This is a genomic window from Vibrio sp. YT-19(2023), assembly GCF_033337395.1.
The window spans coordinates 1-960 of sequence record NZ_JAWOQN010000206.1 but is presented as its reverse complement, the minus strand read 5'-3'; the positions used below and the strand labels follow the sequence as shown (position 1 = coordinate 960).

Sequence of the window (960 nt, the reverse complement as noted above, 5' to 3'; positions counted from 1 at the left end):
CACCAGTTGAATTTGTTTCTGAAACTGAATCAGGTCTAAGCCTAGTTGCGGTACTACGTCGCACCGATACCGAAGCATTAGTGCAGTTGATTCACAGCCAGTTATTCCAAGCGCAAAAGCGCGTAGCGGTAGCGTTATGTGGCAAAGGCAATATCGGTTCTAGCTGGTTAAATCTATTTGCGATTCAGAAAACAGAACTCGAAAAACGCCACGGTATGAGCTTTGACTTAGTCGCCGTTGTCGATAGCCAGACATATTGGTTTGATGAAAAAGGTATCGATGCGGCGGCGGTTGCCGACAAGTTTGATGATGAAAGTATTGAGAACGATGGGACGTGGCTGAGTCGGTTGGGCGATTTACAAGGTTATGATGAAGCCGTGGTATTGGACGTGACCGCGAGCAAAGAGTTGGCGCAACGTTATGTTGATATCGCTCAGCAAGGCATCCATTTAATTTCTGCTAACAAAGTGGCAGGCTCTGCCGATAGTCAATATTACCATCAAGTGCAAGATGCATTCGCGAAAATCGGTCGTTACTGGCTCTACAACGCGACGGTTGGGGCTGGGTTACCTATCAACCATACCGTGCGAGATCTGCGTGAAAGTGGTGATGAGATTGTGGCGCTATCCGGAATCTTCTCGGGAACACTTTCTTGGCTGTTCCAGCAGTTTGATGGCTCGGTGCCGTTTAATGAGTTGGTCGATTTAGCGTGGCAGCAAGGATTAACAGAACCGGATCCGCGTGCTGATTTAGATGGTTCGGATGTCATGCGTAAACTGGTTATCTTAGCGCGTGAGTCTGGTCTGGATATTGAACCGGATAGCGTAAAAGTGGAATCACTGGTTCCTGAAGAGCTACGCTCTCTGAGTTTGGATGAGTTCTTTGATAATGGCGCACTGCTCAGTGAGATTCTTCAAGAGCGTTTAACCAAAGCACAAAGAGATGAGCAGGTGCTTCGGT

At 47.7% G+C, this 960-nt stretch carries 1 pseudogene; it reads left to right on the top strand.

Features of this window, described 5'->3' with window-relative positions:
* Positions 1 to 960 (top strand): annotated as a pseudogene (gene metL, locus R7E78_RS24895) (bifunctional aspartate kinase/homoserine dehydrogenase II); the annotation flags it as partial.